Origin of the sequence: Anseongella ginsenosidimutans (assembly GCF_008033235.1) — a bacterium.
In the GTDB taxonomy this organism is placed as follows: domain Bacteria; phylum Bacteroidota; class Bacteroidia; order Sphingobacteriales; family Sphingobacteriaceae; genus Anseongella; species Anseongella ginsenosidimutans.
In genome coordinates this window covers 1,172,324-1,196,822 of sequence record NZ_CP042432.1, presented here as the reverse complement: position 1 = coordinate 1,196,822, position 24,499 = coordinate 1,172,324, and the positions used below count along the sequence as shown (strand labels likewise).

Sequence of the window (24,499 nt, the reverse complement as noted above, 5' to 3'; positions counted from 1 at the left end):
ATCATACATCCTGGGTAAGATAAGCGGTATTTACCGGTTATCCTTTGTCCCTTCGTACCTGATCAGACCCTTCCCGAGACGCTGATGCGTCTATAATTAATATGGTCGCTTACGCAGCGATACCTCCCCCAAATATTTCTTTTTATTTTAAAACAGGTTCGGTCAGCCGGAATTTGGTGCCGGCAGCGAAATTTTATTAATCGCCCAACGTAAGTTCAGGTGGAAACATTAAACGACTTCTTAATCACTGTTGCGGATGAACGGCATTTGGACTATGCCGAAACCATCACCACTGAAATGGCCGAAAGCGCCAAAGCAAGGGGTACCGGCATCGCGCAGCGTTCCCCTGAGTACATCAGGAAAAAAATGCAGGAAGGGAAAGCAGTGATCGCTTTGCATAAGGACGGTTCCTGGGCCGGGTTTTGTTATATCGAAACCTGGGGCCACGGGAAATTCGTAGCCAATTCGGGCCTGATCGTGCATCCTGATTACCGCAAACACGGCTTGGCAAAAGCCATCAAATACCGTATTTTTGAGCTTTCCCGGGAAAAATACCCGGAATCAAAGATCTTCGGCCTTACCACCGGCTTTGCAGTAATGAAAATTAATTCGGAGCTGGGCTACGAACCGGTCCCCTATTCGGAACTTACTGATGATGAGGAGTTCTGGAAGGGCTGCAGGAGCTGTGTAAACCATGACATACTCATGAGCAAAGAGCGTAAGAACTGCCTTTGTACAGCCATGCTTTACGATCCCGAAGAAAAGGAAGAAGAACGCCGGGAAAAGGAACGCAAGGAAAAGGAAGATGCGGAAAAAATCGCCCGTGAAAAGCTGGAGCAGATTACGCATAAAGCCACTTTACTCGAGCGGATCAATGCCCGCCTAAAGCGTTCGGCGAAGGTATTCGTATTATTGTCAAAAGTCTGATCTCAAACCCGATCTAATGAAAAAAGTTGTTTTAGCATACAGCGGAGGCCTCGATACCACCTACTGTCTCCTTTATTTATCAAAAATAAAGCACATGGAAGTGCATGCCGTAACGGTGGATACCGGCGGCTTCAGCAAGGAAGAGATAAAGGACATTGAAAAGCGGGCAATGGAACTCGGAGCGGCCAGCTACGAATGCGTGGACGCCGTTGATCAATATTACGAAAGCTGTATCAGGTACCTCGTTTTCGGCAATATTCTGAAAAACAACACCTACCCTCTTTCCGTCAGCGCCGAACGTATTTCCCAGGCAATGTCCATTGCCGCTTATGCGAAAAAGATCAGCGCGGATGCAGTTGCCCACGGAAGCACGGGAGCGGGCAACGACCAGGTACGTTTTGATATGATCTTCCAGATCCTGCTGCCGGGCGCGGAGATCATCACTCCCATACGTGATCTCCAGCTTTCCAGGGAAGCCGAAATAGAGTTCCTGAAAAGTCACGGAGTGGAGATGAATTTTGAAAAGGCGAAGTATTCCATTAATAAAGGGATATGGGGCACTTCGGTTGGCGGGAAGGAGACGCTTACTTCCGGCCAGCCGCTTCCGGACGCAGCCTTTCCTACTCCTGTGAGCAAGGAACAGCCTGAAGATCTCACCCTTCACTTTGAAAAAGGAGAACTGAAAGGCGTTAACGAAGAGAAGTTTGAAAAACCCGCGGAAGCTATCCGCAGGCTGAGCGCAATTGCCGCTCCCTTTGGTATCGGCCGTGATATACACGTTGGCGATACGATCATCGGAATCAAGGGAAGGGTCGGATTTGAGGCTGCCGCCCCGGTACTGATCATAAAAGCGCACCATACTTTGGAGAAACACGTTCTCACAAAGTGGCAGCTTTACTGGAAAGACCAGCTGGCCATGTGGTATGGCAACTGGCTGCATGAAGGCCAATTGCTGGACCCGACCATGCGGAACATCGAAAAGTTCCTGGAAGACACCCAGCAAAACGTAACAGGAAAGGTTTTCCTGACGCTTCACCCCCACCGTTTTACCGTGAACGGCATTGAATCGGCGCATGACCTGATGTCCGCCCGCTTTGGCAGCTACGGTGAAATGAACAAGGGCTGGACCGCCGAAGACGTTAAGGGATTCACCAAAATATTCGGCAACCAAACGGCCATCTATTATAACGTAAATGAAGAAAATTAATATTGGCATTGTTGGTTCCGCGGGCTATACCGGCGGAGAGCTTATCCGCCTGCTTATTAACCATCCGGCAGCCCACATTGCGTTCGCTCACAGTCAGAGCCAGGCCGGCAAATATGTGTACCAGGTACATACCGATCTTCTTGGGGATACTGATCTGAAGTTCTCCGCCGAAACCAGCGAAGATATTGATGTACTTTTCCTTTGTGTAGGTCATGGAAATGCCCGGAAGTACCTGGAAGCAAACCCGGTAGCGGACCACATCCGCATCATAGACCTCAGCCAGGATTTTCGCAATGACCCGAACCTGGAATTCCCGGCCGGCGGCGGTCAGGCCGGAGGCGCCCGGCACTTTGTTTACGGATTGCCGGAATTGAACAGGGAAGCGATCAAAACCGCCCGGAATATTGCCAATCCCGGCTGCTTTGCCACGGGCATCCAGCTTGCCCTGCTGCCACTTGCCGCAGCAGGCGTTCTGAATAATGATGTCCATCTGACCGCCACCACCGGTTCTACCGGGGCGGGACAAGCGCCGTCACCCACCACGCATTTCAGCTGGAGGAGCAACAACCTGTCCGTTTATAAGCCATTCGGGCACCAGCACCTGAAAGAGATCACCCGCAGCCTGAACCAGCTGCAGCCGGGATTCGGCAGCTCCCTGAACCTGATCCCCTACCGGGGCGATTTCAGCCGGGGGATCATTGTATCCGCATACCTGGAGTGTGCGCTGGACGAAGCCGCAGCCCGCGAACTATACGAAAGCTATTACAGGAACCACGCTTTCACGCATCTGAGCCCCGTCAATATTGACCTGAAACAAGTAGTAAACACAAATAAGTGCCTCCTTTACCTGGAAAGGCACGGCGACAAACTAATGATCATCAGTATTACAGATAACTTGCTAAAAGGCGCATCGGGCCAGGCAGTACAAAACATGAACCTGCTCTTCGCCCTGGACGAACAAACCGGCCTGAGACTAAAACCCTCAGCGTTCTAGGCCCAGGACCCGAAGCGCCCCCGCAACTTTAAGGAGAAAGCGAAGCTTTCAACCTTAAAATCCCCCAAATCTCTCTCCCGGCAACAAACCGATTGCGAGAGAAGAGGGCAAAAAATTAACGTTAAGGAGAAAGCAAAGCTTTCAACCTTAAATCCCCCAATCTCTCCGGCAACAAACCGACTGCGAAGAGAGAGAGGAGGGTAAAGATTAAACAGATTCAAAACAAGGGGTCGCGGTCTCCTGGGAGCGGCCTTTGATTTTAAGGGGAAAGCGAAGCTTTCGGTCCCTTGAAATCAGCGAGCCGCGGTTCAGGAGACCGCGACCCCTTGTTTTGGACCCAACAAACAATAAAACCCAACACAATGAACGTAGCAATTTTAGGAGGAGGCAACCTGGGAACCGCCATCGCCAGGGGCATTACTCAAAAAGGGCTCTATAAAAAAGAGGAAGTATCCATTACCCGCCGGAACCCCGCAGCGCTGGAGGAAATGAGCAGGGAAGGTTTCCTGATCACCGCAAACAATGAGGAAGCAACCAGGAACGCGGAGATAATTATCATCAGCGTTTTGCCCCAGCAGCTGAACCAGGTACTGAGCGCTATTAAAAAGGATATCGACCCTGCTAAACACATCGTGATATCCATCGTTACCGGTGTCAGCGTAAATGACCTTCGCCAGCAACTTGGCAATGAGGTACCCATCGTAAGGGCTATGCCCAATACCGCCATTGCTATTGGAGAATCTATGACCTGTATTGCCTCCGACGCTATTTCCACACCGGGATCAATTGAGCTGACCCGGCGCATTTTTGACGCCGTGGGAAAGACAATGGTTATCAAGGAAGAACAGATGCTTGCCGCAACAGCACTTTGCGCCTGCGGGATCGCTTTTTTTCTCAGAGCCATCAGAGCGGCCTCCCAGGGAGGGATTGAGATCAGCTTCCATGCCGAAGAGGCCTTGATGATGGCCGCACAGACGGCCAAGGGCGCCGCAGGGCTGCTGGCCGACAAATACTCCCACCCGGAGCATGAAATTGACAAAGTTACTTCTCCCGCGGCTGTACCATTGCCGGGCTGAACCAGATGGAACATTACGGATTCAGTTCCGCCATGATCCGCGGTATTGTTACATCGGCCGAAAAAGCCGGAAACCTTTATAAAACTGACTAAAATGCCACTATTCGACGTATATCCTTTATTTGACATCGAGCCGGTAAAAGCGCTCGGATCTTACCTCTGGGACACCAAGGGCAGGAAATACCTGGACCTCTACGGCGGACACGCCGTCATTTCCATCGGGCACAGCCATCCGCATTACGTGCAGAAAATAAGTGAACAGCTAAGCCGGATAGGCTTCTATTCAAATTCGGTACAAATCCCCGGACAGCAAGAAGTTGCTGATAAGCTCGCCGCATTAAGCGGTTACGATGATTACCAGCTCTTCCTCGTGAATTCCGGGGCCGAGGCGAACGAAAATGCCTTTAAGCTGGCATCCTTCCATACCAGGAGGAAAAAGATCATTAGCTTCAGCAAAGCCTTTCACGGACGCACTTCGGCCGCGGTAGCCGCTACTGACAACCCTTCCATTATCGCACCCGTTAATGAAAGCGGGCAATTTATTTTCGCCCCCTTTAACGACGAAGTTGCGCTGGAAACGCTTATGGACGAAGAGGTAGCAGCAGTCATTATTGAAGGGATACAGGGAGTAGGCGGCGTACAGGTGCCTTCAACTGCTTTCCTCCGGAAGATACGTGAACTCTGCAACCGCTTCGGGGCGATCATGATCCTTGACGAAGTACAATCAGGATACGGCCGCACAGGAAATTTCTTCGCTCACCAGGAGGCTGGTGTACAACCCGATATCATCAGCATGGCTAAAGGCATGGGTAACGGGTTCCCGGTAGGAGGCATCCTGATCCATCCTTCCATTGCTGCCCGGCACGGTATGCTGGGAACGACCTTCGGCGGAAATCACCTGGCCTGCGCCGCCGCCGCAGCGGTCCTGGACGTCATGAAGGAGGAAGGCCTGGTTGCCAACGCCGCCCGGACCGGAGATCTTTTCATCGAAGAACTTACAGGCCGGCAAGGCATCCGGGAAGTGCGCGGACGGGGCCTCATGATCGGTATAGAACTAGAAGAACCTTGCGCCCCTGTACGGAAAACCCTCCTGCAGGAACATGGGATCTTCACGGGTTCTTCTTCCGATAAAAATACGATCCGTGTCCTTCCTGCTTTGAACATCGGCGAAAAAGAAGTAAACATTTTCTTTGATGCGTTTGATAAAGTACTGAAAAAATAGAACTTTGAAGCGGCGCCTGCCGCATTACAGATCAAAATTTAAACGAGTTCGATGAAAAAGTTTACTTCCGTCAGCGATATTGAAGACCTTCCTTCTCTCTTAGCCGAAGCGCTGAGGAATAAAAAGCAGCCTTTTGCCGACAAGGCGAAAGGAGCAAATAAAACGCTGGGCCTGATCTTTATGAATCCCAGCCTGCGTACAAGGTTAAGCACCCAAAAGGCGGCCCTTAACCTGGGGATGAACGTCATTGTGATGAATATAGACAAGGAAGGATGGGCGCTGGAATTCCAGGACGGCTGCGTCATGAATGGCAGCACCGTGGAACATATACGCGAAGCTGCCGGCGTGATGGGCCAGTACTGCGATCTGCTGGGCCTCCGCAGTTTTCCAGGCCTTGTGAACAGGGACGAAGATTACCACGAGGAGATCCTTAATAAGTTCATCCGCTTTTGCGGGGTTCCCGTGATCTCGATGGAAAGCGCGACCCTCCATCCTCTGCAAAGTTTCGCGGACCTGATCACGATCGAAGAAAATAAAACTAAAAAACATCCAAAGGTCGTATTGGCCTGGGCGCCGCACGTACGCTCCCTACCCCAGGCAGTGCCTAACTCTTTTTCGGAGTGGATGTGCAGGGCGCAAAAGGAAATAGGGCTGGACTTCGTGATCGCGCAGCCGGAAGGGCTGGAACTCAACCCTGAATTCACCCGGGGCGCCGGCATTACCCATAACCTGGACGAAGCCCTGCGGGGAGCCGATTTCGTGTATGTCAAGAACTGGTCTTCTTATAAGAATTACGGGCAATTCCATGCCGACGGCCAGGATTGGATGATAGATAACAGGAAGCTGAAACTTACCAGCAATGCGCGCGTGATGCACTGCCTGCCCGTACGACGGGATGTGGAACTTGCTGCTGAAGTGCTGGACGGCCCTAACTCACTGGTATTGCAGCAGGCTGCGAACCGGGTGGTCAGCGCGCAGACCGTATTGAAGAAAATACTGGAGGCGCTCTAATATGCAGGCCCTTACGCTTATAAAAATAGGGGGTAATGTTATCGATGATCCGGAAGCACTGGCAGCATTCCTCCAAAGTTATGCCCGCGTCCCCGGTTTAAAAGTGCTGGTACACGGCGGCGGAAAAATAGCCAGTACCATTGGAATAAAACTAGGAATAGCCCCGAAAATGGCCCAAGGCAGGCGGATCACGGACGAAGAAACCCTGGACGTGGTCACCATGGTGTATGCCGGACTGGTCAATAAACGGATCGTTTCGAAGCTGCAGGCCGAAGGAGTGAACGCCCTGGGGCTTACCGGCGCTGACGGCAATATTATCCCGGCGGCGAAACGCCCGGTAAAAACCATTGATTATGGCTTTGCAGGTGATATAGAGGCCGGTCAGATTGGCAGTGGCCCTCTTTCCGCCTTGCTTGAGAATGGTTTATTCCCGGTAATTGCCCCCATTACCCATGACGGTAAAGGACAATTGCTGAATACGAATGCCGATACCATCGCAGCCGCCGTGGCCGAATCCCTGAGCAGCAGGTACGCTGTTACGCTGGTTTATTGCTTTGAGAAAAAAGGCGTTCTGAAGGATCCCGAAGACGAAGAATCCGTCATCTTCGCCATTAATCCCGAAAGCTACGCGGAATTAAAGGAGAAGGGGATCGTTTCCAAAGGAATGATACCCAAACTGGACAATGCGTTCGCGGCTCTAAAAGGCGGCGTAAAACAGGTGCATATTTGCCGCGCGGCCGATCTCGAAAAAATAATGGAAGGCGAAGCATATATCAGCACACGGCTTGAACCGGCCTAATAAGCCCGAATTCCTTAAAAAAATGACTGAGGAACTATACCAGGACGCAATAAGGTTACTCAAAACCCTCATAGGCATCCCTTCGCAAAGCCGCCAGGAAGAAGGAACGGCCGATGCCATTGAACAGTTTTTCCGGGAAAAGGTTGTCCAGCCTGAACGAAAACTTAATAATATATGGGTACGCAATAAATACTTTAGCGCCAAAAAGCCAACTATCCTGCTGAATTCCCACCATGATACGGTAAAGCCCGCCGGCGCATATACGCTTGACCCCTACCAGCCGCTGGAAAAAGACGGGAAGCTGTATGGGCTTGGCAGTAACGATGCGGGAGGCGCCCTGGTTTCGCTGATCGCCGCTTTCCTGCATTTTTATGATAAGAAAAACCTGAAGTATAATCTCTTGCTTGCCGCCACGGCGGAAGAAGAAATTTCCGGGAAAAACGGGATAGAACTCGTATACCCGGAGTTTGGTCCTGTGGCATTTGCCATTGTGGGAGAACCTACGGAAATGCACCTGGCCATTTCGGAAAAGGGCCTGATGGTACTTGACTGCCAGGTTCAGGGGCGTCCCGGACACGCCGCCAGGGATGAGGGGGAAAATGCGATCTATAATGCCCTCCGGGACATTGAATGGTTCAGGCAATACCAGTTTGCCAAGGTTTCGGAATACCTGGGTCCGGTGAAAATGTCGGTAACGGTCATAAAGGCCGGAAGCCAGCATAACGTAGTTCCCGATTTATGCGAGTTCACCGTAGACGTTCGGACAACCGACGCATATACCAATGAAGAGATCCTGAAGATCATCCGGCAGCACGTCCGGTGCAGCGTAAAGCCCCGGTCGGTAAGGCTCCGCGCTTCTTCCATCGAAAAAGAGCATCCTATCGTCAAAGCCGGAGAAAAGCTGGGAAGGAAAACCTATGGCTCACCTACTACTTCGGATCAGGCCCTTCTACCGGTACCTTCCTTTAAAATGGGGCCGGGCGATTCCGCACGTTCGCACAGCGCTGACGAGTTTATTTTTCTTGATGAAATAAAAGAAGGCATCCCGCTTTACGTTAAACTACTGGATAGTGTATTGTAATGGACAATTAACAATAATTTTACATCCCTTCAAGTAAATTTTGGATAATTTTAACTCTTGCCGCCGCTTTTTGCGGCAGCAATAACCTGAAATAGAAGCGATAATGAAACTTTGGCAAAAAAATGCCCAAAATACCCGCGAGGTGGAGAAATTCACGATCGGGCGCGACCAGGAACTTGATCTTTGTTTTGCGGTATTCGATGTATGGGGTTCCATTGCACATGTAAAAATGCTGCATCACATTGGCCTGCTGGAAAAAGATGAACTGGAACTGGCAGAAAAGGGGCTCAAATATATTTACTCCGAGGTCAAAAACGGGAATTTTCACATTAAAGAAGGCGTGGAAGACGTGCATTCGCAGGTGGAAATGCTGCTGACCGGCCTTATCGGCGATATCGGAAAGAAAATACACAGCGGGCGTTCCCGGAACGACCAGGCCTTGCTTGACCTGAAACTTTATTTCCGTCATAAAACCGAGGACATCACCGGGAAGGTGGAACAGCTTTTCAGTACTTTTACCCGGTTAAGTGAAGAGCATAAGGATAAGCTGCTGCCGGGCTATACCCATTTGCAGATTGCCATGCCGTCTTCTTTCGGCTTATGGTTCGGCGCTTATGCAGAGAGCCTGGTGGATGATATGGAACTGCTGCTGGCTGCTTTCCGGATCGCCAATAAAAATCCGCTGGGTTCGGCTGCGGGATACGGCTCCTCCTTCCCCCTGGACCGGCAAATGACCACGCGCCTCCTGGGTTTTGAAACAATGAATTATAATTCGGTATATGCGCAAATGACCCGCGGTAAAACCGAAAAGGCGATGGCCACGGCAATTGCTTCCATTGCGGCCACCATTTCCAAGTTCTCATACGACGTTTGCCTGTATATGAACCAGAACTTTGGTTTTATCAGCTTCCCGGACGAGCTGACGACCGGGTCCAGCATTATGCCGCATAAGAAGAACCCGGATGTATTTGAATTGCTGCGGGGAAAATGCAATCGCCTTCAGGCCCTTCCCAATGAATTCACCCTGCTTATTAATAACCTGCCTTCGGGCTACCACCGGGAAATGCAGCTGACAAAAGAGGTGCTGTTCCCTGCATTCACGGAACTGGAAACCTGCATTACGATCTGCGATTACATGCTTCAGCACATCATCGTAAAGGATAACCTGCTGAAGGACCCCAGGTACACCTATCTTTTCAGCGTAGAAGCGGTAAATAAAGAGGTCCTGGCGGGCCTGCCCTTCCGGGATGCCTACCGGAAAGTAGGAATGGAGATTGAAGCGGACAGCTTTAGCGCCCCCGGAGAGATCAGCCATACACACGAAGGCAGCATCGGCAACCTTTGCAATGACCAGATCCGCAAGGAAATGAATAATATCATCCATGCTTTCGGCTTCCCGAAAATCCACCGGGCGCTGGAAGAACTTCTGCAGTAGCTTCTACGTTCTGTTCAATAAGCTATGCAGGAGTCACGCAAGCCGGAATCAAGCAGTTCTGTTTACCAATCCCGCGGGGAAAAGTTCGCCGGAGAGGAATTTAACTTTGGAAAAAAAGCCCGTTGGTATGCTGCCCTCCGACTGCTAACCGCCATTGTCGTGCTTGCTGCGGGCTGGCAGGCAATAGCTGATCCGCACTGGTTATGGCTGTTCGTGACATTTACAGGCATTATTCTTTTCGCTTTCCTGGTTCGCCGCCATGCAAGGTACCGGCAGCAGCAGGGGTACTTCGGGCGGCTGAAAATCATCAATGAAAAGGAAGCAGCAGCCCTGAACGGGCAGCGGGATGTCTTTCCGGAAGGAAATGCTTATGCGAACGCTGCACACCCTTATACATATGACCTGGATATTTTCGGGAAAAACTCCATTTTCCAGCTGGTAAACCGCACCGCCTGTCTTTCGGGAGAAGCGTTGCTGGCAGGGACGCTTACGTCTGTTCCTTCCGGCATTCCGGTTATCCGCGAACGCCAGGAAGCAATTGCCGAGCTGGCGCCGCTGATCGATTTCCGTCAGCATTTCATGGCAAAGGGTCAGGGTTTCAACGAGACGCAGCAGGAAACCCGGCAGCTTTATGACTGGCTTTCCGCTTCCCGAAGTTCTCTTAATACTCCCTTTCTGCGCATTATGCGGTATGTATTGCCTGCGATAGCCCTGCTTCTTTTCATCCTGGCCCTTGCCGGGCAGCTGGCCCATACCTACTGGGTACTGATGGTCCTCTTCAACCTGGCTGTTACCGGCTTGTTCCTGAAGCAGGTTAACCGTATCCATGCTGTTTTGAGCCGAAAGCACCTGTTGCTGGAGAAATTCAGTTTCTTGCTGGAACATATGGGAAAGCAGGAGTTCAGTAACCAAACGCTGAAATCGCTCCGGCAGGAGGGACTGGAAGCCTTTGAAGCCATCCGGCGACTAACGAAGCTCCTAAACTTTTTTGATCAGCGGCTGAATCTGATGATCGGGGCAGTATTGAACGGTTTTTTCCTCTCGGATATTCATTGCGTCATTGCCCTTGACAGCTGGCGCCTGAGATACCGCGAGCGTATGCCCCATTGGTTAGATACTATTTTTCGTTGTGACGAACTCAACTCTTTTGCCAATTTCGCTTTCAATCATCCCTCGTATTGTTATCCGCAGTTCCATGAGAAATCCTTCTTTGAGGCGGAGGAACTGGGGCACCCGCTCATTGCCGGACATGATTGTGTTCCCAACGATTTCAGCCCTGGCCAGGACAAAAAAGTGGTGATCCTGACAGGAGCAAATATGTCCGGGAAAAGCACTTTTCTGCGAAGTATTGGCGTGAACCTGGTGCTTGCCTGCGCAGGCGCGCCGGTATTTGCCCGGAAATTCAACTGCTGTCTTGCGGGCATTTATACCAGCATGCGGGTAAGCGATTCCCTGAGTGAAGATACTTCTTATTTTTATGCCGAACTAAAGCGGCTGTCGATGGTCATGGACCAGCTGCGGGCTGGCAAAAAACTCTTCATCCTGCTCGATGAGATATTGAAAGGCACTAATTCCGCGGACAAGCTTTACGGCTCCACGGGCCTGGTAGAAGAATTCATTCATCATGATTGCCTCTGTATTATCGCCACTCATGACCTTGACCTGGGAAAGCTGGAAGAAAAGCATCCTGCCCGGGTAAGCAACTACTGCTTCGAAAGCACGCTGGAAAAAAATGAGCTTCATTTTGATTACACGCTGAGGAAAGGCATTGCACGCAATAAGAATGCAACCTTCCTGATGCAGAAGACCGGCCTTATCAAATAAGAGGTTTACCGGCGCCTGCTAGCATTACCGGTATCCGGCGGCGGCCCCGGCTTGCACGGGCGGGGATTCTGCCACGGCGGCCCGGAGTCATACCTGGCAAAAATTCCGGGCGATCACTTTCCGATGAGGAGGATGATACTTAATTTTTGTATTTTTGACCAGAGTCAATTTTCACGGCAAGTCAATCAATATGAAAGAGATAACCGTAGAGGAATTAAAACAGAAGATCGACAACGGAGAAGATTTCCAGTTGATCGACGTAAGGGAAGATTTTGAATACGAAGAAGCCAACCTGGGAGGCGAGCTGATCCCGCTGGGGAACGTTATGCTGGAAACGGACAAGATCTCCCGCGATAAGCCGGTAATCATCCATTGCCGGAGCGGCAAGCGCAGCGCAGCCGCTATCCAGCAACTGGAACAACAGCATCAGTTCGACAACCTGTACAACCTGCAGGGCGGCATCAAGGCCTGGGCGGATGAAATTGACCCTGACATGCATGTAAGCTGAAAGGCCCATGACCAAAAAGCTGATCACAAATGTCGGCATCAATGTGATGCTCTTTCTTTCCTTTATCCTGTTGATGAAAGTCTATGATACCGGTAATGCGGCCCAGCTAATTGCTGCCTTCCTGGGCTTTATTATGTTCGTCGTACTGAAGATCGTCTATATAAGGAAAGTACGGCGGATGCAGAAAGAAGAAAAATAGTTCCCCCGCTTCCATTGCCGGTAGTATACCGCTTTCAGTCGTTCTGCATAAACGCCTGTTATGATTTTTTGCGATCGCGGTCGCAAGTTATGATGCCCAGGCCGGGTTGGTTTTCCAGCCGGATAGAGCCGTCCTGAAGCGCTGGTGTACGCCAGGGATCATTGGCAACGAGCCAGGGGCCGTCCAGGTCCGCCCAGTCGCATAAAGGAGCAAGTGCGGCCGCTGCCATTACCGCGCAGGATGTTTCAGTCATACAGCCGATCAGTATTTTCAGGTCCAGCTCGCGCGCCCGTTTGATCATTTTCGCGGCTTCGTTCAATCCCGTGCATTTCATTAGCTTAATATTGATCCCGTCATATATTCCCGCCGCCTTTTCCACATCAGCCAGGCGCTGACAGGCTTCGTCAGCGATTACAGGAAGGGGACTATTTTCCCTGAGCCAGGCATTTCCCTCCGTATCTTCCTTCGGCATGGGCTGCTCTATAAAGAGGACTTTTCGTTCGCTCAGCCAATGGATCATCTCCAGCGCCTCCTCCCTGTTTTTCCAGCCCTGGTTCGCATCCACGCTCAGGGGGACAGCCGTTTCCGAGCGGATCACCTCAATAGTCTCCTTATCGTGATCACTCCCCAGCTTTACCTTGATGACCCGGAAAGCTTCCGCTTCCTTCACTTTTTTGCGCAGCATCTCCGCAGTATCAATCCCAATGGTAAAAGAAGTGGCCGGCATGGCCGCAGGGTTTACCCCGAATAGCCGGTAACAGGGTTCGTCCTTGATCTTTCCCAGCAGGTCATGCAGGGCAATATCTACGGCCGCCTTCGCCGCCGTATTTCCGGGCGCAAGAGCGTCCAGGTATTGCATAATGGGCGAAACATCTTCCAGGGTTTGCGGCGCACTAAATCGGGCCAGATCTACCTTTTTAAGGAACTGCCGCGCTGTTTCCTGGCTTTCCCCCAGGTAAGGCGGCATGGAGGCTTCCCCGAAACCGGTATGGTCCTCATGTTCAATCTGCGTTAGCACCAGGGGAGTTGAAGTACGGGTATGGCCGGAAATGCCGAAGGCGTGCCTGAGCTGCAGGTTAAAAGGACGGAAATTAAGTTTCATTATCCCGAAGATAGCGAATTCGCGTTTTTAATTTTTGTCCGAACGGAAGAAATAAAAAGTATGAAAAAATTTACCGGATCATTTTCCTTTGGCGATTTCTATTGCCTTTTCAAGAAATTCATCCCGGCCTTCGCGTACGCCCGCGATTGTTTTTTCAACGTACACGTCAGGAATAATTCCCACCCCGTGATGCCGGGAGCCATCGTGCTTGAATACTTTCATCCCGGTCCATGAAATATGGTAACCGCCAGGAAGCCGGAAGGGATTGATATTCCCGTTGGTGCCGGCAGTTGGCTGCCCCACAATGGTGGCCAGTTTATAATGTTCAATAAAGCTCATGTAGCTCTCTGCATAACTGATGGCGCTTCCATCTGTGATAAAAACGATCCGGGCATCTAAATGGGGCTTCTTGGGAGCCATTTCCCAACCGAAATGCTTATAGCCGGCTATTTTTTCCTGATCGGGATAGATAATCCTGGGAACCCGCATCCACATGGACGAAGTGTCCTTTTCGGAAAGCAGGTGAGCGATTAGTTCAGGGCTGCTTTTGGGGTACCCACGCAGGTCACAAATAATCCCGTCAGCGTCTTTTAGCTTCGGCATCAGTTCTTTTATATCGTCATCAGAAGCCGCGTCAATATTGAGGTAATAAAGCCCTTGCGAGATCTCCCGGCTAACGGTTTCTTCGGAGCGCGCAGCGTAGTATCCCCTAACGGAAAGGCTGCGCAAAAGGCCAACATCCTCCATTGATCCGTTGGCTTTAGTGATTTTTAAGTTTAAGGTGGAATTTTCGATCCCGGCAAGGGAACTGACTTGCGCCCTGCTGTCCAGCCATCCCTTGGTGGCAGCGGAAATATATTGCTGAATTTCTTCAAAATAGGCTTCCGGGGAACTCCCGTTGATGGCCGTCACAATATCTCCTGCTTGCAATGGAAGGGAATCCTGCAGAATTCCGGTAATTATCAACTTGTTTTCTACCCATTCCCACTCAACAGGAGGCATGAATCTTTCGCGGATGCTGGCCGGCGAAGAAACCCTTACATGCCCGTCTTTTAGCTTTGCGGTGAACTTTTGCAACGTCTTCAGGAAATCGTAATCTGTCTTGTCCGTATAGGCGCTTTTAACCGCGATCCTCAAATCATTTTCCCAATCGGTTTGCGCTTCCTCGAAATAAGGGTAAAAATGCTGGAAGATATTCCAGGTGATCACTAGATCAGCCAGGCGGGTATACAGGCTGTCCCCGCTCAGGGAAGCAGTGACAATTGAGGACAAATTATTTCTTAGTTTTTCCAAACCGTCCTTATCCGCAACAGGATAAGTCGATTTTTCTGTCCCATACAGGGTCAGCGGGACAAGGCATTGAAGTCCTGATCCAATTTCCTTACTGATATATTCTCCAACCTGGCAATGCTGTTCAAACAGCCTTGCGGAATCGCCATTTCTGGCACGAGCAGGGCTGTCACTTATAGACAGGTAGAAATTGCTATCCTCCGCGTCTTCATTAATACTGAAATGATAGCCCGGCTGCGCTTCATTTATCTTCTCAAGGTTCTTTTCTTCATTTTTAGGATACTTGTTAGAATAGTGGGTGGCCCAGGTTTCTCCTTCTTTTATCAGTAGCGTTAGATCGTCAACCAGCACATTCCCCGTTCCCAGCAGGAAAGCGCCAAAGGCCAGTTTTGAGGCATTCGTATCAATCTTTCCCTTGATTTCGTATGTAGCCCACTCTTTACCATTTATCACGGGTCTGTCCATCATGTTATCAAAGAAGCCCGTACCCTGGTCAGTATCGACACGAGCCCAAAGATGCCCGGTTCCCGGCCCCTTAACAACCTTGACTCTTGCTTTAAGAATAAATTCCTTTCCCTGGTAACTGCTCACTTCGATCATCTCACCCGCATTCCCGAATGTAGCACGGTTACTTTTGGATATCGTTAACCTGTTAATGCGACTGCTTTTATAAATACTTCTTTCGTCACCGAACCCTATACCGAGATGTTGCCAGCTTATGGCTTTGTATCCGGCCGTGTCAGGAGGTGTAATTTCCGCTTTGTCGAAACGTACGTCCTCACCCGCCATGTAAATCCTTATCGAAGGAGCGATTGGAAGGAATAATTTTGCGAGCTTTTTTTTAAGATCCGTGGCATTGGAGGCGTTTTCTACCTGCTCAGCGCCATAAACGGCAAAGCCTTCCCAATCTGTTGCCGCCGCCTCATCACTGGGATGGAAATACCTGACATAACCATATAGCTTGGCAAAAGTTGTTATGTTCCCGATTTGCCGGGGGGTTTGTGCAAAGACTGCAAGATTGAAAAAATTCACTAATAGGAAGAGGAAAAATCGTTTCATTAGTATCAGGTTTAATGGTTGATCAAATAAAGATATCATCTTCAAGCGATTTCTCTAAAAAAGGCAGGGCTAAACTGTTCTTTTCCTTGCAATTATAAAGCCGGCCGCCGCAAATGCCAGGAACCAGGCCAAACTGTAGTAATGCACGTCAGCCAGCAACGGACCCGCGGCTTTCTCATACCTGAACAGGCTTAGCATGGGATAGGAATAGGGGAGGTAAATAATTTCTTCGGCCCGAATGGCCATTACAGACAAAATCACCCCGGCCAGCCCTATTCCAAAGGGAATACTGAAATTTTTTATATGATAGGATAAGGAATATTGCAGCGCAGCAATGCCCATTATCGCGATAAAGGACCTGAAAAGCAGGCCAAAATAAACTTGAAAATCAGGTGCGGAGGTAAGGAAATTATATTCCCCGACGATTAGCCCGCTTAAAATCCCCGCCAGGAAAATGCCGGCCATGAAGAGCAGGTGCGATGCGGCCGTCAGGAGAAGGATGAAAAGCAATTTGGAGAAGTAAATATGTGCCCGGGAGACCGGTTGAACATATAATTGCTTCCAGGCATCGGCGCGATGTTCGATATGAACGATGAGGTTGACGATCAGTACGATAAAAAAAGGTAGCAGCAGGGTCGAATTCTGGTAGGCTTGCCTGAACAGGTAGTCCCAGGGAGAGGGGCTTACGTTGGGCAGCAGGTTTTCGCTTTTGAATAGCAGGGCCAGCATCCATATCAACGGAATGAAGAGGGAGCATCCGGCCGTTAGCCAAAGCGCGAAACTTCGTTTGCTTTTAAGGGCTTCGGCCCGGAGGGCGTTGCCGAAATGTGAAGTTGATGTACTCATGTGCCGCTGTTTGGATCATTGTGAAGGCTAAAGAAAAGCTCCTCAAGGTTTTTGCTTTCGGCCTTTATCTGGTAAATACCGATCCCGCTATTACGGATCTGATCAATAAGGGCAGGGATAGCTGAACGCGACGATAAATATGTCAAAAGCTGCAGACCTTCAATTCTGCATTCAAAACCGTGCTGTTCCAATAACTTCCTGGTTCCTTCATTATCATCCGTTTCTATAAGGACCGGTACCTGACTGCTTTTGTAAAGTTCCGTCAACTGTGTTACGGAGCCCTGGAAAAGCATGCGTCCCTGACGGATGATCCCCACGTGGGTACAAACTTTTTCCACTTCGGCCAGCAAATGGCTGGAAAGGAAGATCGTTTTGCCCTTCTCCTGGTTTAGTTTTTTGATCAGTTCCCGCATTTCCAGTATTCCCTGCGGGTCTAATCCGTTGGTGGGTTCATCAAGAATGATAAGCTCAGGGTCGCCCAGCAGAGCAATGGCCAGGCCCAGACGCTGTTTCATCCCGGTAGAAAAATCTTTCGTTTTCCTGTTCGCGTGCTTCCCAAGGCCTACGGTTTCCAGTATGCCGGGGATGCCTCCGAAAGACAGCCGGCGGTAACGGCAAATCACCTGCATGTTTTCGGCGGCGGTGAGGTTTCCATAAAGGCTTGGATGTTCGATCAGCGCCCCCACCCGGCTAAGAATACCCTGTGCGTTTTGTTTCAGTTCCTGGCCAAACAATTTGACAGGATATACCGTATTCAACAAGCCAAGAAGCAAGCGGATAGTGGTGGTTTTACCGGCGCCATTATGTCCCAGAAACCCGTAGATACTTTTTTCAGGGACCTGCAGGGACAGGTTGTCTACAACAGCAGGGCCTTTTGCTGAATACCGGTAGCTAAGGTTAGATGTTTCCATAAAAAAAGGAGGCTTGCTGGAAATATTCATGGTCCCGGTTATTGTTGAAGCGGTTCCTCTTTCGAAATCAATGGACTTAATCTCGGCATTATTCCGGGAGGCGGATTAATGATGGATGTACTGGCGGAAATAGACCCGGAAATCTGATCTACCCGGGCTGCGCTGTCGATGGTCAGGCGTGACTTCCCCCGCAGGTCGAGTTTCAAATCCCGGACCCAGGCCACGCTGCCGATGATAAGCCGGCCATTTTGGGCCTCAATATCCAGCTTGTTAAAATCCCCGCTATAGACAGAATCGATCCCGACCATTTTATATTCCCCGGTACCGGCTTGTATACGTTCCCGACGGACCGTCCGCCGCCCGTGTTTCCCCAGTTGAAGCGTCCCCAGATTCACAAGGCTAAATTTTGCCGGCTGCCGCAATGAATCGGCTGTTACGGTGCCTCCGTCAACCACGATGTCATCGAAGGAGGATAGATATAGGTTCACACGCAACTGCTTATAGGAAATACCTGCAGTTGTTTTCCTGCCATCAGGGTATTCAGCTTGCGTTTGACCACTCATATATTGAACATACAAGGTGTCACCGCCATTGTATACATTAATACTATCGTAAGGCGTAGCATGGTACCTGACGGCAGCGTAACGCATGCTGTCGGGAGTGGCCGGAAACAGAAAGCATTGCAGTGCATCGGGTACCGGAGCAATTATCTTTATTGTTTTATAGGGTTGAAATGTTCCTCTGGTTACTATTTGGTTGCCGATATTTTCAATGGTATACTTTCCTTCCCGCATACTTTTCCGGAATGAAAATACCGCTAACAAGGGCATGGCAAATATCAGGATTATCACGAGACTGAGTAGTTTATCACTTGTCTTCATTATACTGTTTTTTAAAAGCGTCAAAATTGGGTTTAAGGTCTTCGGGTTCCAGCCCGAGCAGGTACATTCCACGGAGCAGGGAGGGTAATTCGCGGCTGGTAAAATCTTCCTTCATGTATGAACGAGCTTTCGTTACCGCATCCTCCGCCACAAAATAGCCGATCCCCCTTTTGTCGTAAATGATGCCAAGCTGTTTCAGGAAATCGTAAGTACGCATGACCGTATTAGGGTTGACCGCCAGCTGCACCGCCAGCTCACGGACACTGGGTATCTTCGCCCCGGCTTGAAAGGTCTTCAGCAAGACTTTCTCGCACATATACCCGGCTATCTGCAGGTAAATCGCCTGCCCGTTATCGTAAAACTGCATGATTAAATTTCTTTTTCAGCCAATCGTTTCCAGGTAATTATCCAAAATGCAGGTGCCCAACCGTATTTTAACAAACAGCCCACCGTATTTTCAAGCCATGGTGACAAATGATAGATTTTATAAAAGTAGATCCCGTCATTATCCGGGGATCCGTACGAACGAAACGTCGCCCCGCCTGGCCAATAACCTGAGCCAAGCATGTATTTATTCAGCATGCTCATATAGAGAAAAAAGGCACCGATCAGGATGAGGCCAGCCACTGTGGTCTTTACAAAAGAAAAGCGGGTAAAATATACCGAACCAAGCAGGTAAAAGGCCTGCACCGCAACAAATAATAACGCAAAATTAAATAGAGGACTCTCTATGTAGGGCCCCATGGGCATCCATGATGCACCCTCCGGAATCCCATAAATGGTTATACAGGTAATTATCAACCACTTGGCCAGCAAAACTCCGGCCAAGAACACGAGATTAAAGACGATGAAGGTGTAGAAAACGGCACACAGCAGCTTCTCAAGGTGGCTGGCAGGAAAACTAAGCCAGGCAATGCCGCGGGCTTTTCTTGACAAGAAATCAAATTGCAGATTTGCGAATAAAGTCCCCGATAAAAATAAAGCCACGTGCATAAAAGCATAAAAATGTTCTTCATAATATTTGGTATGTTGGATATTCATCCAAAATATAACCACCGCCAAGATGACACCCAGTATGGCCAGATAATATAATAGGTAGAATCGGGCATTTTCTATTCCTTGTTTAAGAATAAGCTGCCAGAGGCGGGAAAAGCTAAATGAATTGTTCATGACAGAGTTTCTTGGATAATTTCTTCATTGAATAGAGCCAGTACGCCCTCTTTGTTGCTGGTGACCGCGTTGTATAGCAGTTCCAGGTCAAATTGTCCTTCCTGTCCGTCCGGGTTGGAAGTAACGATCGCGCTGCCCTTCAAAGAGTCCTCACTATATAAAGCGGTTTCTATCTCTTCCCGATCGAAAGAAATCTTAAACTGCAGGCGGCGGCTGATCCTTTCGGCGGGCTCGTCCAGCAGCATCCTTCCCTCCTCAAGAATAAGTATATGATCAATCAGGTTGTCGAGGTCTTTTACCTGGTGTGTACTTATAACGATGCATCTTTCATCGGTCGCTGTTCCGGCAATCAGTTTCCGGAATTGCCTTTTTCCAGTTATATCCAGCCCGTTGGTAGGCTCATCCATCAATAAAAGAGGCGTATTGCAAGCCAGGGCAAAACTGATAAGCACCTTTTTCTTTTGCCCGTAACTCATCTTCAGCAGGGTATTTCCATACGGTACGCCAAAATCTTCCAGGCAGCTATCGAACTGTTCTTTGCTAAACGATGGATAAAAAGGCGCATTATACCGAACGAACTGCCCAATCCGGACGTCAGGCAGATAAAACTCCTCCGGAATGATGAATAACTGACGCAGCAAAGCAGGGTGCCGCTCTTTTGGCCGGTGAGAAAGGACCTTCATCCTTCCGTGTTCAGGGAACAACAGGCCCGCAATGCAACGAAGCAGCGTGGACTTCCCGGTACCATTCGCACCCATTAGCCCGTAAATATGCCCTGCCTCCAGCCTCAGGTTAAGGCCGCAAATTACCTTTTTTCGCCTGTACGAAAAGTAAAGGTCTTCGATTGTTATCATACATATTGTGTTAGTGTACTAATTAGATCATACACCAAAGTAATATAGAATTTCTAACTTCTACAAATATTTTAGTTGATTTTTTTATACCAATCGGTATAATACTATTTGGTATAATACCGATTGGTATAAAATTTTGTATCAATACAACCTCTGTCGCCCGCTTCCGCCCCGGAAAAATAGCAGATCGGCCGCCGGTTTTTTCAAAAAAATTTATAAGTTCGTTACCCGCTTGCGAAATACCCGGAGTGCTTGTTCCCGTATTTCGCAGGGCATGTAACCAAATAGCGCAAATGAGAAAAATTACACTATCAGTAGCTTTACTTGCGGCTTCTTCCGCCGTTTATTCCCAAAACCAAATCGCAAAAACAGTTGAAACTTCCGGAAACCCGGTTTTCCCGGGCTGGTATGCTGATCCGGAAGGCATCGTTTACGGAGACGAGTACTGGATCTATCCAACTTATTCAGCGCCATATGAAAAGCAGGTGTTCATGGATGCTTTTTCGTCCAAAGATCTGGTGAACTGGACCAAACATGAACGGATCATTGATACCGCGGAGGTGAAATGGGCAAAAAAGGCCATGTGGGCGCCTGGAGTGATTGAGAAGGATGGCCGGTATTATTTATTTTTTGCTGCCAATGATGTACACGAAGGGGAAATTGGCGGAATTGGTGTGGCGGTGAGCGACCGGCCGGAGGGGCCTTTTAAAGACCTGCTGGGAAAGCCGCTGATCAACGAGATCGTGAACGGAGCGCAGCCTATTGACCAGTATATTTTTAAGGATATCGACGGAAGCTATTACATGTACTACGGGGGATGGGGGCATTGTAACGTAGTGAAGCTGAACGATGATTTTACGGGGCTGGTGCCTTTTGCCGACGGTACCGTTTATAAGGAAGTAACACCCAAGGACTACGTGGAAGGGCCCTTCATGTTCAGGAAGGATGGAAAATATTACTTTATGTGGTCGGAAGGGGGCTGGACAGGGCCGGACTACAGGGTGGCTTATGCAATTGCCGATTCTCCCTTCGGGCCGTTTGAACGGGTGGGTACCATCCTGGAACAGGACCGCGATATTGCCACGGGCGCGGGCCATCATTCGGTTATTCATCACCCGGGTAAGGACCTTTGGTACATTGTTTACCATCGCAGGCCGAAGGGTGAAACGGATCGTAATTTCCGGGTGACCTGTATTGACCGTATGTATTTTGACAAGAACGGCCGGATAAAACCGGTGGAGATTACCCGGGAAGGAGTTAAAGCGCAAAGGCTTGGCGGGGCCGGGCAAAAAGGCCGGGAATGACGGAGCCTGAGCGTTTCCGGCGAAGCGCTGCGGGTTTTGGACCCGCTTCCGGTTAGGGGCTGCCGGGCAACAGCCGGACGGACGTCATGAAGCAGTTATGAGGCCGTGATGGAAAAAACCTAAACCAACCAGGATATATGAACCAGCTAACCAGCAGCGACTATTTTGTCTTCCTCATTTACTTTATTGCCGTCTCTGGCTACGGCTATTACATTTACAGCCGCAAAAAGGCAAAAAACGCCAATTCTAAGGATTTTTTCCTGGCGGAGGGCTCGCTTACCTGGTGGGCCATCGGGGCTTCCCTGATCGCTTCCAATATTTCGGCGGAGCATTTCATTGGCATGTCGGGATCCGGGTTTGCGCTGGGGCTGGCTATTTCCACTTATGAATGGATGGCGGCTGCCACGCTGATCATCGTGGCCGTGTTCTTCATCCCGGTTTACCTGAAGAACGGCATCTATACCATGCCTCAATTCCTGCAAAAACGGTACAATAGCACCGTTAGCGCGGTGATGGCGGTTTTCTGGTTGCTGGTGTACGTTTTCGTGAACCTGACGTCTATTATTTACCTGGGAGCCCTGGCTATTTCTTCCATCTCCCAGATCTCTTTCGGATGGTGCGTGGCGGGACTCGCGGTTTGTTCCATCGTTGTCACCCTGGGCGGCATGAAAGTAATCGGCTACACGGACGTGATCCAGGTGCTGGTGCTGATCATCGGTGGTTTAACCACGACCTACATTGCGCTAACCCTTGTTTCCGACCATTTCGGTTACGGGGAAAATGTACTGAAGGGGCTGGCCATTATCAGGGAGGAGGCTCCTTCGCATTTTCACATGATCTTTAATAAAGGGCACCCCTATTATTCCGACCTCCCGGGGCTTTCGGTGCTGATCGGCGGCATGTGGATCAACAACCTGAATTACTGGGCCTGTAATCAATATATCGTGCAGCGGGCACTGGGAGCCGATCTGAAAACGGCCCGGAAAGGAATTTTATTTGCCGCCTTTTTGAAGCTGCTGATACCGGTCATTGCGGTTTTACCCGGGATCACCGTATATGTATTGTTCAAGGAAGGGGTTTTCCAGACGGAAATGCTGAATGCGGCGGGTGAAATGAAGCCTGACCGCGCTTATCCGACTTTGCTGAACCTGCTGCCCTCCGGGCTGAAAGGGCTTGCTTTTGCAGCGCTGACGGCGGCTATCATCGCATCACTTGCCGGGAAGGCGAACAGTATTTCCACGATCTTTTCCCTGGATATTTACCGGCATTTTTTCAATAAGCAGGCAAGCGAGAAGAAATTGATCCGGATCGGAAGATCGAGCATTATTATTTCCATGGTTATTGCCTCGCTGATCGCACCAGCCCTAAGTACGCTGGACCAGGCTTACCAGTTCATTCAGGAGTACGTGGGCTTCATTGCCCCGGGGGTGCTGGCGATCTTCCTCCTGGGAATACTCTGGAAAAGAATTACAGCCGCTGCCGCGTTGTTTGCGGCCCTGGCCACCATCCCTTTTTCAACGGTGCTTAAATTTTTGCCGGTATGGACAAACGGGTATTTTCCTGATTACCCCTTCCTGGACCGGATGTCCATCGTATTCGTGACCCTGATCGCGCTGATGATCGTTATCAGTCTCCTGGATCGCAGGAGCAAGGATGCGGAGCGCGTAATTGAGATCGATAAAAGCATGTTCAAATGCTCCCCGGGGTTTGTTGCCGGCTCTGTAATAATAGTAGGAATTTTAGCTGCACTATATACAATATTTTGGTAACTTTATATTCAGTGTCGACGACACGGTTTAATCAGAATTTAAACGCTAATTTTTATCCGACATGAAAACCAAGGTCCAGTTTACGGAGGAAGAAAAAAATCCTTTGCAAAGTATTGAAGAATGGGAAGACGATGTGCTGATCCGGTACCCGGAAGAAGCGGCGCCGGCCAGGGCGAAGGAAGAATACCGGAACTATGAAAATCCCGGCAGGGATACGGTCAGGGAATTTTACCGCCTGAACCATAAATACCAGACCTATGACTTTGTGCGGGAAAAACAAGCGGAATTTCTCCAGTTCAACCGCGAAGAAATGCCGGTATGGGGAGCCATGGAATTTCTGAATACGCTGGTGGATGACTCCGATCCGGATATTGACCTGGACCAGCTGCAGCATTTATTGCAAACCGCCGAAGCTATCCGCGCCGACGGCCATCCTGACTGGTTTGTGTTAACCGGCTTCATTCATGACATGGGAAAAGTACTCTGCCTTTTCGGCGAACCGCAATGGGCCGTTGTTGGGGACACATTTCCCGTTGGCTGCAGACATTCCGATAAGATCGTGTACCATGAATTCTTTGCCGATAACCCTGATTCCACGGATCCCCGGTATAATACCAAATACGGCATTTACGAGCCGAACTGCGGCCTGAAGAACGTACATATGTCCTGGGGGCACGATGAATACCTCTACCAGATGATGAAAGACTATTTGCCTGAGGAGGCTCTTTATATGATCCGGTATCACTCCTTCTATTCACAGCACCGGGAAAATGCCTACGATCACCTGCTGGACGATCATGACCGGGAGATGTTCGAATGGGTGCGGAAATTCAATCCTTACGATCTTTATTCAAAAAGCCCGAAACCGCCGGTGGCATCAGAATTAAAGCCTTATTACGAGGACCTGATTGCCAAGTACCTGCCGGCAACCGTTTGTTTATAGCGCATTTCCCGGTCCACGATCATCGGGCGAAGGCAATGTCACCGGCTTGCTGATTTCGGCGGTCTTTTTATTTCCCTAAATTTGGGCC

At 49.8% G+C, this 24,499-nt stretch carries 22 protein-coding genes and 1 pseudogene; 15 read left to right on the top strand and 8 right to left on the bottom strand.

Annotation, left to right across the window (positions count from 1 at the left end):
- The first annotated feature begins 219 nt into the window (after nt 1-219).
- From FRZ59_RS04980 to FRZ59_RS04925, 12 genes and pseudogenes are all read left to right on the top strand, one after another.
- Nucleotides 220-927, top strand: coding sequence for a GNAT family N-acetyltransferase (locus FRZ59_RS04980; RefSeq protein WP_225975193.1), 708 nt, complete (start codon nt 220-222; stop codon nt 925-927).
- Between the two features lie 16 nt (nt 928-943).
- Nucleotides 944-2,134: an argininosuccinate synthase gene (locus tag FRZ59_RS04975; protein WP_132128208.1), complete on the top strand. Its 1,191-nt coding sequence runs from the start codon at nt 944-946 to the stop codon at nt 2,132-2,134.
- Entirely contained in the window at nt 2,121-3,128 is a 1,008-nt protein-coding gene (gene argC, locus FRZ59_RS04970; protein ID WP_132128207.1) for an N-acetyl-gamma-glutamyl-phosphate reductase, read from the top strand. Before FRZ59_RS04975 ends, argC begins: the two co-directional genes overlap by 14 nt.
- A 362-nt stretch (nt 3,129-3,490) precedes the next feature.
- Nucleotides 3,491-4,296: pseudogene (gene proC, locus FRZ59_RS04965) on the top strand (pyrroline-5-carboxylate reductase).
- Nucleotide 4,297: 1 nt separating this feature from the next.
- Nucleotides 4,298-5,425: an aspartate aminotransferase family protein gene (locus tag FRZ59_RS04960; protein ID WP_132128205.1), complete on the top strand. Its 1,128-nt coding sequence runs from the start codon at nt 4,298-4,300 to the stop codon at nt 5,423-5,425.
- A 51-nt stretch (nt 5,426-5,476) separates the two neighbouring features.
- Nucleotides 5,477-6,436, top strand: coding sequence for a Rossmann-fold NAD(P)-binding domain-containing protein (locus FRZ59_RS04955; protein WP_132128204.1), 960 nt, complete (start codon nt 5,477-5,479; stop codon nt 6,434-6,436).
- Nucleotide 6,437: 1 nt separating this feature from the next.
- Nucleotides 6,438-7,235 carry an acetylglutamate kinase gene (argB, locus tag FRZ59_RS04950; protein WP_132128203.1) on the top strand — a complete coding sequence of 266 codons (798 nt, stop codon included), beginning with the start codon at nt 6,438-6,440 and terminating at the stop codon, nt 7,233-7,235.
- Nucleotides 7,236-7,257: 22 nt separating this feature from the next.
- Nucleotides 7,258-8,316, top strand: coding sequence for a M20 family metallo-hydrolase (locus FRZ59_RS04945; protein ID WP_132128202.1), 1,059 nt, complete (start codon nt 7,258-7,260; stop codon nt 8,314-8,316).
- 103 nt (nt 8,317-8,419) lie between these two features.
- The gene (argH, locus tag FRZ59_RS04940) at nt 8,420-9,751 is read left to right on the top strand and encodes an argininosuccinate lyase (RefSeq protein ID WP_132128201.1); all 1,332 of its coding nucleotides are present in this window, start codon (nt 8,420-8,422) and stop codon (nt 9,749-9,751) included.
- A 24-nt stretch (nt 9,752-9,775) separates the two neighbouring features.
- Nucleotides 9,776-11,575 (top strand): MutS-related protein, encoded by a 1,800-nt coding sequence (locus FRZ59_RS04935; protein ID WP_132128200.1) that lies wholly within the window; start codon nt 9,776-9,778, stop codon nt 11,573-11,575.
- Between the two features lie 190 nt (nt 11,576-11,765).
- Nucleotides 11,766-12,083 carry a rhodanese-like domain-containing protein gene (locus FRZ59_RS04930; RefSeq protein WP_132128199.1) on the top strand — a complete coding sequence of 106 codons (318 nt, stop codon included), beginning with the start codon at nt 11,766-11,768 and terminating at the stop codon, nt 12,081-12,083.
- A gap of 7 nt (nt 12,084-12,090) precedes the next feature.
- A complete protein-coding gene (locus tag FRZ59_RS04925; protein ID WP_132128198.1) occupies nt 12,091-12,282 on the top strand; it encodes a DUF6358 family protein in 192 nt (63 codons plus the stop codon).
- A 58-nt stretch (nt 12,283-12,340) separates the two neighbouring features.
- On the opposite strand, the gene FRZ59_RS04920 is transcribed toward FRZ59_RS04925, so the two are convergent.
- The 8 genes from FRZ59_RS04920 to FRZ59_RS04885 form a co-directional block, all read right to left on the bottom strand.
- Nucleotides 12,341-13,384 (bottom strand): dipeptide epimerase, encoded by a 1,044-nt coding sequence (locus FRZ59_RS04920; protein WP_132128197.1) that lies wholly within the window; start codon nt 13,382-13,384, stop codon nt 12,341-12,343.
- 78 nt (nt 13,385-13,462) lie between these two features.
- Nucleotides 13,463-15,733: a S41 family peptidase gene (locus FRZ59_RS04915; protein ID WP_132128196.1), complete on the bottom strand. Its 2,271-nt coding sequence runs from the start codon at nt 15,731-15,733 to the stop codon at nt 13,463-13,465.
- Between the two features lie 69 nt (nt 15,734-15,802).
- Entirely contained in the window at nt 15,803-16,579 is a 777-nt protein-coding gene (locus FRZ59_RS04910) for an ABC transporter permease (RefSeq protein ID WP_132128195.1), read from the bottom strand.
- Nucleotides 16,576-17,490 (bottom strand): ABC transporter ATP-binding protein, encoded by a 915-nt coding sequence (locus tag FRZ59_RS04905; RefSeq protein WP_132128194.1) that lies wholly within the window; start codon nt 17,488-17,490, stop codon nt 16,576-16,578. Before FRZ59_RS04905 ends, FRZ59_RS04910 begins: the two co-directional genes overlap by 4 nt.
- A 38-nt stretch (nt 17,491-17,528) precedes the next feature.
- The gene (locus tag FRZ59_RS04900; protein ID WP_132128193.1) at nt 17,529-18,371 is read right to left on the bottom strand and encodes a hypothetical protein; all 843 of its coding nucleotides are present in this window, start codon (nt 18,369-18,371) and stop codon (nt 17,529-17,531) included.
- Nucleotides 18,358-18,738, bottom strand: a complete 381-nt coding sequence (locus FRZ59_RS04895; protein WP_132128192.1) for a GntR family transcriptional regulator — start codon at nt 18,736-18,738, stop codon at nt 18,358-18,360. The genes FRZ59_RS04900 and FRZ59_RS04895 overlap by 14 nt, the downstream gene beginning before the upstream one ends.
- Nucleotides 18,739-18,740: 2 nt before the next feature.
- A complete protein-coding gene (locus FRZ59_RS04890) occupies nt 18,741-19,541 on the bottom strand; it encodes a hypothetical protein (protein WP_132128191.1) in 801 nt (266 codons plus the stop codon).
- On the bottom strand, nt 19,538-20,395 hold the full coding sequence (locus FRZ59_RS04885; protein ID WP_132128190.1) for an ABC transporter ATP-binding protein: 858 nt from the start codon (nt 20,393-20,395) through the stop codon (nt 19,538-19,540). The genes FRZ59_RS04890 and FRZ59_RS04885 overlap by 4 nt, the downstream gene beginning before the upstream one ends.
- Before the next feature lie 293 nt (nt 20,396-20,688).
- Here FRZ59_RS04885 and FRZ59_RS04880 point away from each other — a divergent pair, with 293 nt between their 5' ends.
- The 3 genes from FRZ59_RS04880 (at nt 20,689) to FRZ59_RS04870 (ending at nt 24,411) form a co-directional block, all read left to right on the top strand.
- The gene (locus FRZ59_RS04880) at nt 20,689-21,699 is read left to right on the top strand and encodes a glycoside hydrolase family 43 protein (RefSeq protein WP_132128189.1); all 1,011 of its coding nucleotides are present in this window, start codon (nt 20,689-20,691) and stop codon (nt 21,697-21,699) included.
- Nucleotides 21,700-21,836: 137 nt separating this feature from the next.
- Nucleotides 21,837-23,468, top strand: a complete 1,632-nt coding sequence (locus FRZ59_RS04875; RefSeq protein ID WP_132128188.1) for a sodium/sugar symporter — start codon at nt 21,837-21,839, stop codon at nt 23,466-23,468.
- A gap of 61 nt (nt 23,469-23,529) precedes the next feature.
- Complete coding sequence (locus tag FRZ59_RS04870; protein ID WP_132128187.1) at nt 23,530-24,411, top strand: inositol oxygenase family protein; 882 nt, start codon at nt 23,530-23,532, stop codon at nt 24,409-24,411.
- Nucleotides 24,412-24,499 lie beyond the last annotated feature (88 nt).

What these genes read in the sequence shown, in the direction of transcription:
- FRZ59_RS04895 (WP_132128192.1), bottom strand. Translation starts at nt 18,738, where the DNA reads ATGCAGTTTTACGATAACGGGCAGGCGATTTACCTGCAGATAGCCGGG.
- FRZ59_RS04910 (WP_132128195.1), bottom strand. Translation starts at nt 16,579, where the DNA reads ATGAGTACATCAACTTCACATTTCGGCAACGCCCTCCGGGCCGAAGCC.
- FRZ59_RS04920 (WP_132128197.1), bottom strand. Translation starts at nt 13,384, where the DNA reads ATGAAACTTAATTTCCGTCCTTTTAACCTGCAGCTCAGGCACGCCTTC.
- FRZ59_RS04880 (WP_132128189.1), top strand. Translation starts at nt 20,689, where the DNA reads ATGAGAAAAATTACACTATCAGTAGCTTTACTTGCGGCTTCTTCCGCC.
- FRZ59_RS04870 (WP_132128187.1), top strand. Translation starts at nt 23,530, where the DNA reads ATGAAAACCAAGGTCCAGTTTACGGAGGAAGAAAAAAATCCTTTGCAA.
- FRZ59_RS04900 (WP_132128193.1), bottom strand. Translation starts at nt 18,371, where the DNA reads ATGAAGACAAGTGATAAACTACTCAGTCTCGTGATAATCCTGATATTT.
- FRZ59_RS04930 (WP_132128199.1), top strand. Translation starts at nt 11,766, where the DNA reads ATGAAAGAGATAACCGTAGAGGAATTAAAACAGAAGATCGACAACGGA.
- FRZ59_RS04915 (WP_132128196.1), bottom strand. Translation starts at nt 15,733, where the DNA reads ATGAAACGATTTTTCCTCTTCCTATTAGTGAATTTTTTCAATCTTGCA.
- argC (WP_132128207.1), top strand. Translation starts at nt 2,121, where the DNA reads ATGAAGAAAATTAATATTGGCATTGTTGGTTCCGCGGGCTATACCGGC.
- FRZ59_RS04955 (WP_132128204.1), top strand. Translation starts at nt 5,477, where the DNA reads ATGAAAAAGTTTACTTCCGTCAGCGATATTGAAGACCTTCCTTCTCTC.
- argB (WP_132128203.1), top strand. Translation starts at nt 6,438, where the DNA reads ATGCAGGCCCTTACGCTTATAAAAATAGGGGGTAATGTTATCGATGAT.
- FRZ59_RS04885 (WP_132128190.1), bottom strand. Translation starts at nt 20,395, where the DNA reads ATGATAACAATCGAAGACCTTTACTTTTCGTACAGGCGAAAAAAGGTA.
- FRZ59_RS04875 (WP_132128188.1), top strand. Translation starts at nt 21,837, where the DNA reads ATGAACCAGCTAACCAGCAGCGACTATTTTGTCTTCCTCATTTACTTT.
- FRZ59_RS04890 (WP_132128191.1), bottom strand. Translation starts at nt 19,541, where the DNA reads ATGAACAATTCATTTAGCTTTTCCCGCCTCTGGCAGCTTATTCTTAAA.
- FRZ59_RS04975 (WP_132128208.1), top strand. Translation starts at nt 944, where the DNA reads ATGAAAAAAGTTGTTTTAGCATACAGCGGAGGCCTCGATACCACCTAC.
- FRZ59_RS04945 (WP_132128202.1), top strand. Translation starts at nt 7,258, where the DNA reads ATGACTGAGGAACTATACCAGGACGCAATAAGGTTACTCAAAACCCTC.
- FRZ59_RS04935 (WP_132128200.1), top strand. Translation starts at nt 9,776, where the DNA reads ATGCAGGAGTCACGCAAGCCGGAATCAAGCAGTTCTGTTTACCAATCC.
- FRZ59_RS04960 (WP_132128205.1), top strand. Translation starts at nt 4,298, where the DNA reads ATGCCACTATTCGACGTATATCCTTTATTTGACATCGAGCCGGTAAAA.
- argH (WP_132128201.1), top strand. Translation starts at nt 8,420, where the DNA reads ATGAAACTTTGGCAAAAAAATGCCCAAAATACCCGCGAGGTGGAGAAA.
- FRZ59_RS04905 (WP_132128194.1), bottom strand. Translation starts at nt 17,490, where the DNA reads ATGGAAACATCTAACCTTAGCTACCGGTATTCAGCAAAAGGCCCTGCT.
- FRZ59_RS04925 (WP_132128198.1), top strand. Translation starts at nt 12,091, where the DNA reads ATGACCAAAAAGCTGATCACAAATGTCGGCATCAATGTGATGCTCTTT.